6 protein-coding genes are annotated in these 11036 nt (G+C 23.7%); all 6 read right to left on the bottom strand.

Features of this window, described 5'->3' with window-relative positions:
- A partial coding sequence (locus ACXX84_RS01205; protein ID WP_458561190.1) for a glycosyltransferase family 4 protein occupies positions 1-406 on the bottom strand: 406 nt, incomplete at its 3' end.
- An 8-nt stretch (positions 407-414) separates the two neighbouring features.
- A complete protein-coding gene (gene galE, locus ACXX84_RS01200; protein ID WP_458561191.1) occupies positions 415-1401 on the bottom strand; it encodes a UDP-glucose 4-epimerase GalE in 987 nt (328 codons plus the stop codon).
- A gap of 1 nt (position 1402) precedes the next feature.
- Positions 1403-2296 (bottom strand): UTP--glucose-1-phosphate uridylyltransferase, encoded by an 894-nt coding sequence (locus tag ACXX84_RS01195; RefSeq protein ID WP_458561192.1) that lies wholly within the window; start codon positions 2294-2296, stop codon positions 1403-1405.
- Between the two features lie 67 nt (positions 2297-2363).
- Entirely contained in the window at positions 2364-10001 is a 7638-nt protein-coding gene (locus ACXX84_RS01190; protein WP_458572754.1) for a hypothetical protein, read from the bottom strand.
- A gap of 95 nt (positions 10002-10096) precedes the next feature.
- The gene (locus ACXX84_RS01185; protein ID WP_436358789.1) at positions 10097-10783 is read right to left on the bottom strand and encodes a winged helix-turn-helix domain-containing protein; all 687 of its coding nucleotides are present in this window, start codon (positions 10781-10783) and stop codon (positions 10097-10099) included.
- A gap of 86 nt (positions 10784-10869) precedes the next feature.
- Positions 10870-11031, bottom strand: coding sequence for a hypothetical protein (locus ACXX84_RS01180; protein WP_436358788.1), 162 nt, complete (start codon positions 11029-11031; stop codon positions 10870-10872).
- Positions 11032-11036 lie beyond the last annotated feature (5 nt).

The following is an 11036-nucleotide window of genomic DNA, read 5'->3' as shown; positions in this document are numbered from 1 at the left end:
ATAATTTACTTTTAAACATTTCATTATAAACTAATCTATTTTTTGTGTGCATAGTGGTTGTTAAAGGTTTATCTATAATTTGAGCCAATTTACTAGATAAAGAAAATGAAGTGCAGGAACCATGACAATTAATTATATCAGGATTAAATTTTTTTATTTCTTCTATAATTTCATCATAAACTTTTAATTTACTAAAAACAACATTTTTGGAAGGAAAAAATATTTTTTTAGTTTCTACTACTTCAAAAGGAAATTTAGAATAATCAACTTTTAAAAAATCAACTTTTGGAGTAAAAACTTTTACATTATGTCCTTTACTATGTAGGGCTAATGCTAAATTTTCAACAGCTTTTTCTGTACCACCTATAAAAGGTCAGAAATAACAAACAAATATTGCTATTTTCATAATTTCTCTTATTTTTTATTTTTTTTATTTTTTCTTCATTGAATTTCATGAGTAATCATATCTTCTAAATTATATTTTAGTTTAAATATTAATTTTTGCTGAATTTTATTTGAATCTGAAACTAGAAAATCAGGGTCACCATCTCTTCTTGGTGCGAATTTAAAATTAATTTTTTGATTTAAAATTTTAGAAAACATATCCACAACTTCTTTATTAGAATAACCTTTATTACTTCCTACATTAAAAGTTTCACTTTTATGTTTATCTAAATATTTATCTAATAATAAGTGTGCTTCTGCTAAATCTTTTACATGAATATAATCTCTTATACATGTGCCATCAGGTGTATTGTAATCATTACCAAAAATTTCAAATTCTTCTTCTTTTAAAACTTTATTTGCAATAACAGGTATTAATAAAGAATATTTGCTAGTTTTAGAAAAAAGACCTGTTCTCATTTGTGGATCTGCTCCAGCAACATTAAAATATCTTAAAATTCCATATTTAAATTTTTCATTGGTTTTAGAATAGTCTTTAATAATTTGTTCACAAAAAAGTTTAGAATTACCATAGGGATTTATAGGTTTCTTTGCATTATTTTCCTTGAAAGATAAACCTTTTCCCTTTCCATAAACAGCAGCAGTGGATGAAAATAGCAATTTGTTTATAGAAAATTTATTCATTAAAGTTAAAACATTAATAATACCATTTATATTATTTTTGTAATAATCAAGTGGTTTAGTAACTGATTCTCCAACTTTTATAAAAGCAGAAAACATAACCACTGTATCAATTTGATGATTGACAAAAACTTTTTCCATTTCATTAATATTGTTATGATCGATATTATAAAAAATCATATTTTTATCTAAAAATTCTTTATTTCCAGAACTTAAATTATCAATAATTATAACTTTGTGATTGTTGTCTAAAAGATGATAAGCAAATACTGAACCAATGTAACCTGCACCACCGATTAATAAAAAAGTTTTCATATTATTTTATCTCTTCTTTTTCTTTTATAAAGGATTTTATGCTATCTTTTAAACTATCTTCTCTTAAAGCATAATCAATATTAGCTTTAACAAAACCTTCTACTGAACCTAAATCATATCTAATTCCATCAAGTTCACAAGCATAAATTTTTTGAGTTTCCATTAATTTAGGAAAAGCATCCACCAGTTGAATTTCACCACCAAAACCAGGTTCCAAGTTTTTTAATATTGGCATAATTTCTGGTGTAAAAATATATCTTCCAATAATTGCCTTGTTACTTGGTGCTTCTGAACGCTTAGGTTTTTCTATTGCATCCATTATTTCAAAAACTTTTCCATGTCCTTGGTTAATATGTTTAGGTACCACAATACCATATTTATGTACTTCACTTCATTCAACAGCAGATACTCCTAAAATAGAACATTTATATTTTTCATATTGTTCCATAAGTTGCTTAATTGCTGGTTTTTTACTACTATAAATTAAATCGTCACCCAAAATAACAGCAAATGGTTCATTCTTAATTTTTTTGGCAGCAACTCAAATAGCATGACCTAGTCCCAGTTGTTCATCTTGATGTATTTGCTTAATTTTAATATTAGGTTTTTTAATAAAATTGGTTCTTTGTAAATCATTTAATAAATCAGTTTTATTTTTTTCTGCTAATTCTTCTTCTAAATCATAATTAACTCTAAAATAATCCATCATCCATTCTTTTCTTGCAGAAATGATAAATCAAATTTCTTCTATTCCAGATTCAATAGCTTCTTCTACTAAATAATCAATAGTTGGTCTATTTAAAACTGGCAATAACTCTTTATGAACTGTTTTAGTAAAAGGTAAAAATCTAGTTCCTCACCCAGCAGCTGGTATAATTAATTTTTTTATTTTCATATAAAAATTATATATATAATTTGCATTTTTTGATTAAAATTAAAAAAATAACCGACATAATTGTCAGTTATTTAATTCTATTCATTTTAATAACTTGCTGCACAAGTGCATCTCCTGGAAAATCCATAATTGTAATTCCAGAGATAAATCTATGATCTCTTTCATAGGTTTTTAGAAGATTTAAAACTTTTGGATTAGCCTGTTCAGCTAATCTAAAAATTGTGGTAGGTAAATTAGTGTGTGATGTAAAGTTTAAAAATAACACTCCTTGACCTTTGTACTTGGTACTAATGTCATATTGCCCTTTGATAGAATCATATTTATCATTTGGAGTAGCTTCAAAGTTATCTTGTGTGTAGAAAATATAAGGTTTTGCCGCTTGTCCACCTGAGTTATATTTTGGACCTCAAGAAGTATCGGTTGTAATTTTAGGATCTAGATCATTGAATATCATCATTTTTCCTCTTAAATCAGCAACTGTTGGTCATAAAGTTCCTTTGTATGATTCTCTTTGATATAAATAATCATAATGTTTTAAAAGAGCATTTTCAAATTTTTGTCTATATTGTTGTCTAAATTGTGCACTTTGACCTGGTTTATAATCTTCACTCTTTATTCTTAATAATAAGAATTCACTTGGGTGTCTTTGTAAGAAATAAGCAAAATCTCTTAGAGCATTACTTAAGTTTGTTGTAGCATAAGTTACACCATGTCTTAAATTCATATTCTCATCAATTCTTAAGTCAAAAAATCTAATTCCTTGTTTTAGTTGTGTATCATAGTCATTAGCTTGTGTTTTTGCATAATCCTTACCAAAAAAGTAATAGAAACCTGTTCCTGAAAACATCGCACTATCATGAGTTCCTGGAATACTTAAATCTGAAATTCTAGCAGAGTCATCTAAGGATTTCATTCAATCTAAATTGTTTAAACTTGTTCCACTATAGTATCTAGTGTGCTCACTTTGATTATGTGGTTGATCATAGTTATAGTTTGGTTTTGGTTTTGGAGCAGGAGTTGGTTCAGGATTTGGTGTTGATGGTTGATTGTTTGAAGGTTCTTCAGTTGTTGGTTCTGGATCATCTGGTTCAGGCGGTGTTCCGTCTGAAATTAAAGGTTTTGCCCGTTTAAATGGTTTAAAATCATCTACATTTGGAAACTTAATTGATACATTGTCAAATAAAACATCAGTTATTCTAAAAATTCCATTGTTAACTAAAGAATTAGTTGAAAGAGATATTTTATTATCAAAATCAAGAGCTATATCTTTGGATTTAGCATAAACCGTTCTTCTAGCCTCATTAACATCTTGAATTTTGATTTTGAGTTCTTTTTTGCCTGTAAATAAATCTTGATTTTTAAATCTTAAAACAAAATCAGCACTTACTCCATAATCAGATTCAAGGTTTTTAACTTGAATTGATGCAATTTCTAATTTTCTAGCTTCTGTTCTAAAGTTTTTAACTACTTCTGGTTTGATTTCCAAACTTCTGCCATCATAAACAATGTTTTGTAAGACATATTCTGTATTATCGTGTAAGTTGTCAAGACTTAAACTTATATTATTGTTAAGTAAAACGATATTTGTAAATCTTTTGGAATAGTTGTTATTAAAATTTAAAACCAATTCTTTTGTTTTGTCAAATTGAGAAGCATTTTCAAAAGAAATTATCATATTAGCGCTTGAAGTTGTAATATGTTCTGTAGAAATATTTGAAACTTTAATTCTTTGTGGATTGTCTTTAGTTATGAAAGAAATAAAACTAAAAGATGAATCTTTTTCCATTGACTGATTGTTGTATTTAATATTGTTTACTGTATAGTGTGTATTAAAATCTAAATTATTTAGCATTAAATCAATTGTTGTACTATCGACTATTGTAAAGTTATCGATATTTTTCTCGCGATTATTTAATACAACAGTTAATCTATCGCTAGTTGAAATATCTTTTGTAGATCTTAATTTTAAAGTTAATTTAGCAGAAGTAATTTGAACATCACTGTTTTGCATTGTTTTTAATAAAATATCCTTTTTAGTGCTAAATTCCCGTGTATTAGTGTTTATTTGAAGATCAATATTCTTGTGATTAATTCTGCTTATTCTATAAGTAGAATTGCTATCTAAATTATTTAAATTTAGTGTTATATTACTATTATTAGAACTTAAAGATACTTCTTTACGAATTTCTGTATTAGTATTATTTTTAATTAAATAAATAACTAAATTTTGATTCGGTTCTAGTCAATCAGTATTAGATAAATTTATGTTTAAGTTTGCTGAATTATGAGTTATATTACTAAAGTTTAATCCGCTAACTACTGTAACGCTTTTTGTTGTAGTAAAACTTGTATAAACTCCAGAATGATTTAAAATTCTATTACCTAATTTTATATTTTTAAGTGTGTAAGTTGTATTTTGATTTAATCCTGAAATGATTTGTGATAAAGAGTTGTTAGATATTAAATTGTGTGCAAAAGTTTTCACCAATCCGTTAGAAAACTCTAAAGTTATATTTTCGTTTGAATTTAAATATTTAGGATTATTAAATACAACATTTATACTTGCTGAATGTTCATTAACATTAGCCACTGAATAATTATTAATTGATACAAAATCATCTGTTCTAAAATTAATTGAGTTTTCAATTAAATTTTTATTTTCATGTTTAATTTGAGTTATAGAGTAATTTTGTGATTCAACTAAATTACTTAAATTTATTGTTACTATATTGTTGTTTATAGAATAATTAGAAATTGTTTTAGTTTCCCCGCCTTGAAATTCGATTATAAAGGAATTATGCGTATTAATGTCTTTAATAGTTCTAAAATTTAAATGTAAATTTGCTGAATTTAAAGTAATGTTATCTATTGAAGTGCTTATTATTTTAACATCTTTATTAGTTGTAAAATAATAAGAAGAGTTTTCTGGTAAAAGATTAATTTCTTGGTGTTTTACATTTTTAACTTTATATGTTGTATTGCTAATTAAATTGTCAAAAACAAAGGGAATTTGGTTATTTTCAACACTAAATGCATTAAAAGTTTTACTTATGATTTGATTGTTTGAAGTATTTTGTAACTCTATTACAAAAGGTTGGTGAACATCTATTCATTCTTTATTTGAAAAAGTAAAGTTTAATTTTAAACTATTATAACTAGTTAATAAATTATTGATACCTAATAAAGAAGAAATTCTTTGTTTTGTTTTAAAATTGATTGTTTCATAATTATTTAATAAACGAATATTTCCATAATTAATAGATGTTATTTGATAATCTGTAAATGCAAATAAATTATCTAATTGAAAAGAAACTTCATTATTATTTAAAACATAATGAGTAAAATTTTTGCTTGTGCCATTAGATAATACTACAGTTATAGGTTCCAAATTATTTAAATCTTTATTATTCTCAAATGTTAAATTTAAAGTTGCAGCATCTGTTGTAACATTATCAACTGACTTACTTAGTAAATGAATGTGTTTTGTAGTTGCAAAAACATAATGTGAATTACTATTTAAAATATTTTGTTGCTTATGTTCAACTTTTGTTATTTGATAATTTGAATTGCTTTCTAAATTTTGAAAACTAAATTTAGCTAAATTATTTTCAATATTAAAATGGGCAAATTCTTGTCTTACCACTTTATTATTAGATAAATTTTTTAATTCAAATCTTATTGGAGAACTTAAATTCATTCATTCTTTGTTTGAAAACTCAAATGCTAAGTTTAAAGAGTTATAACTTTTGTTTTCTTCTGTAACATTAACTACAGAAGAAGCGGTTTGTTCTGTTCTAAAAGAATTTACACTTAAGTTATTTAAAATGTTTTTTCTATTGTATTTTATGGCAAAAACAGAATAATTTGTATAAGGAACTAAATTATTTAAATGAAGCGAAATAAGATTTCCTTGTTTTTCATAGTTTGTGAATTCCAAAGTTGTACCATTTGAAAATTCAACAGCAATAGGAACTGTATTATCTATGTCTTTTAATGAGTTAAAAGTTAAATTTAAAACTGCAGAATTTGTTGTTACAAAGTGAATAATTGCATTTTCTAAATTAATATTTTTGATTGTTTGAAGCATAAAAGAATTTGTTGTAGTTAAAAGTTCTGTATTTTTATGCATTATGCTTTTTATTTTATAAATTGTATTACTTTCCAAATTATTAAATGTAAATTTAGAAGCTTTGTTTGCTAAATTAAAAGGATTAAAAGTTTTAGAAATTTCTTCTTTTGTGTCATTTCTCTCTAAAACTATGGTTATTGGTTTATTTGTTTCTATTCACTCTGGATTTCTAAAATTTAAAGTAAAGTCTATGGAATTATAAGTACTTGAATTTTGGGTTACATAAGAAAGAGAACTCGGAATTAATAATGTTCTAAAATCAATTTGCTCATTAATAATTAAATTTTGGTTATTATGTCTTATTGATAATATTTTATAAGCAGTGTTTGCTGATAAACTCTCTAAACTTAATGAAATACTATCATTTTCCTTTTGATAATCATTAAAAGTGTATGAATCGCCATTATTTAATTCTACAATTATAGGTTGTCTAGAATCTACATCATTTATATTTTCAAAAGTTAATACTAAAAGAGCAGAATTATGAGTAATGTTAGTTATTGTCTTATTACTTAAATTTAAATTAGCAAGAGTTTTGAATGAAAAATCTCTTTCTTTTTCTACATTATTATTATCTAGTGTTATTTGTTCTAAAGTATATAAAGAGTTTGAATGTAAATTATTTAAGTGTAAATTTAAACTATTATTTAAAATTTTAGAAGATAAAATTGAAATTGATTCTAAGTTTGAGAATTTTATATTGAATATAGAATTGGAATTGTAAATTAAATTTTCGAAATTTAAAGTTAAATCCACTGAATCAGAAGTTATAGAATTTACAGTAAAATCCCGTATTTTTGGATTTTTTAGAGTTTTAAATTGAGTATTTAAATTACTAATATTAATCTCTTCATTATCAATCATTATTGAATTAATAGAATAATTTCTATTAGGTTGTAAATTATCAAAACTAATTTCTAATTGATTAGAATCATTCAATATAAAAGAAGTTTGAAAATATCTCTCATTATTATCAAGTGTTATATTTAAATGTTTATTAACGTTTTTATCTATTACATTTGTAAAAGTTAAAATTACAGTTGCAGATTTTTGACTTATGTCTTTATATGAAATATTTTCAATTTGCAAACTGTTTTTTGTTTGAATTGTTGGAAAACTATGATCTAAAACCACCGTTTCTTCATCATATTTAAAATTAACAACGTTATAAGTTGTATTTTTGTTTAAATTATCAATTGTGAAATAAATATCATTTCCATTTACTTCATAGTTTTTTGCTTCTTTTTCTTCTTGCTGTCCTGAGTTGGATAAAATTAATTTTATTCTATTTCCTTTATCAAAAAGACTAATGTTATTTAAAGAAACTTTTATTTTAGCACTATTTTCTGTTGTATTAATAACTTCAAAATTCTCCATTCTTAAAGCTGAAGTATGAAAATTTCTATTTGTACTTTCAATAAATATCTCTTTGTTATTTTTGTAAATTTTATTTATGTAATAGCTAGTGTTGCTTTTTAAGTTGTTTAATATAATAGAACTATTTGAAGCTCTTCATTCTTGTGAAAATTGTTGAAATTGTCCTTGTTCATCTCTTGTTTCTATTACTAATAAATCTCCGTCTATAAAGGCATTTCCTTTGTTAAATGATAATTGAAGTAGTGCAAAGTGTGTATTTAAAGATAAAATTTGTATGTTAGTATTTTTTACTTCTTCCTCTTTTGTTTTAAAAGAAAAAACGTTAGTTGGATTATAAACTACATCATTTATTTTTAAATTTTCTATTTGATAAGTCGAATTTTCATTTAAATTACTTAAATGAATTTGTATTACATTATCTTCTTTTGTAAATTCAACATTTTTATAATCTTCTTCATTAACTAATTTAATTTTTATATTTTCAATATCATTATTATCTAAATTATCTGATAAGTTACTTAATTGAATAACGGCTGAATTTGTTGTTGAACTAATTTCAGACAAAGTAATATTTTTTTCATGTTCAATAACGATATCAGATGTTCTAAAAGAAAAATTAGAAACTTTACTTTTTAAAACATTCCCTTCAACTTCAACTTTTTTAACTTTATAAATAGTAGAAGGTAATAAATTATAAAAATTAAAATGTTCTGATAAAGAATTTTCATTATTATTGATGGTAAAATTAAATTCTTTTTCTTTTATTTCTTCCCCTTCTTTAAATTCTAAAGTTATTGTGATAATTTTTGAAGTAGAAAAATATTCTTTATTACTGAAAATAAAATCTAAGGTTGCTGTATTTGTATCCTTTTCAACTAAAGAAATATTATTTATAATAGGTGCTGAAAGTTGTGTTTTAAAATTAAAAATAGGAAATTGAATATTTTTATCATTGATTTTTATATATTCTATGAAATAGTTTTGATTATCCATTAAATCATTTAAAAGTAACTCTATATTTTTGTTTGTGTTGGAAAAAGTAAAAACAAAAGGTTCTATTTTTTTATCTAATTTTATTTCAACTTTTTGTAGCTCTATGTTTTCATTTAAATCTAAAACTAATCTTGCACTATTGGTTTCAATATCTTTAACTTTTATATTGGAAACAAAATAATTTTTTTCTAAAGTTTTAAAATTAAAATCACTATTATTTAGATTTCAAAAATCTTGATTATTTTTTATAGTATCTATTGTATAACTTGTGTCGCTTTGTAAATCATCTATAACAAAAGTGATTTTATTTTCAAACACGGAAAAATTATTGATTCTTTTTTCTTCGTTTCCATTTTTACTTCTTAAATTAATAAATATCTCTTGATCATTGGAAATTAAATTTGAATTATCAATAGATATTTCTAATTTGACTGAATTTTCTTTATTTTCTAGAACTTTAAAGTCTCTTAAAATTACTTTTTGTTTTTCTAAAGTTGTGAATTTAATATTTTTTTTCAATATGTTATGTTGATTATACATTATTTTAGTTATTGTATAATCAGTAGAAGCAATTAAACTTTCAAGTTTCAAATCAACTTTATGGTTATTTATATGAACATTAGAAAAATTTTGAGCTTTTCCATTTAAAAATTCAATGGATAAAGAATTAAAATGATTTATGTTTTCTTCAAAATCAAAATTTAAAGTTGCTTCTGTTTCTTTAATATTTATAATCTCTGTATTTTGGGCAAAAAATTGTTTATTTGTTTTAAAAGTTTTTTTAGCTAAACTATTTATTTGTAAAGGTTTGTTGTCTACTTCTATTCCATAAATAGTATAATTAGTATTTTCTTTTAGTTTATTTATTTCTAAAACAATGTTTTTATCATTAAATTTTCACTTTTCAGCAACTGCTTTTGTACCATTACTTAATTCTAAAGTAATTTTGGAACTTGGTGAAATTTCAAATTTATTTTCAGGTTGTAAAGAAACACTTACTGAATTTTCAGTAATGTTTGCAAATTCTATTTTATTTACCTTGTTAATTGATGCTTTTTGATCTCCAATAATAGGGTTTTTTTCTATTTGTTCCTTTTGTTTTTTAAAAAAAGCAAAAGGAAGAGTTGCAGCTGTAGCAATAAAACCAGGCACTAAAATTAATAATAATATTAATAATGATTTTTTCTTTTTATTTTTTATTTTCATCTCCGCCTCTTCTTACACTCATTTCTTTATTAAATGATACTACAAAAATCGTTTTAAAACAAAAGAAAAAAACATATTTTTTATATGTTTTTCCTTTATTTAAGATTTTTTTCAGTATGGAAGAATGTGAAGTATTCTGGATGAACTACATAACGCGATGCTACTGAAATACCGGCTTCATCATATCCCCATGCATAGATAACAACAAGATATTCAAAACCTCATTTATCAACTTTTTCATATTTTAATTTATAAGCCATTTTAGTAATTGCTAAAGGTGTTTTTACTAAGTGTTCTAGTATTGAAAATTGTTGATCCATTTTTTCTGGAAGTTCATATCTTCTTGATACATAATGTTCTGCAACCATTATTTCTTCTTTGTTTTTGTTAAAATATTGTTTTCTAAAAGCATTGAATCCAAGTAAGAAAATTATATTTTGACGATAGAATCATTGTGGTTCATCGCCTTCAATTCTTTCTATTTTTTGTGTTGTGGAATATTCGTATTTAATTAAAGATGAATAAGCTTTAGCAAGACCACTAAAATTTTCAGCTACATATCTTCCTAATTTGCTTCTTGTATAAATAGCACCTATTCCTTCTAGTTGTTGATAAGCATTAATTGCTGTTATTCTAGATACACCAAATTTTTCCATTAAAAAGTGCTCTGAAGGCATCAATTCATTTGGTTCTAAAACTCTATTTTTAATTAAATATAATAAATATTCTATTAATTCGCTTTTTTTAGTTTTAGATTTTTCTTTTTCAAATTTTTCTTTCATATTAATTTAATTATAATACAAATTATGTTATATGTAAATAAATTACTTATATATATGTTGAATATATCTAATGTTAGTTTATATATTTATATAAAATTACCACTTAGCAATTCTATAAAAACTTTAAAAAATCCTCAAGCAGAGAAAACTGTAAAAACTATTCCTAATGCAACGGTTAAAGAGATTAAAACTCATTTTGTAGAAACTGATACTCTTTTTTTAACTTTTTTTACTTTTTCTTTTGTCATAATTA

This window comes from Mycoplasma sp. AC157 (assembly GCF_054343415.1).
Note: the sequence above shows the minus strand (reverse complement) of the source record. Positions and strands in the feature narration are given on the sequence as shown.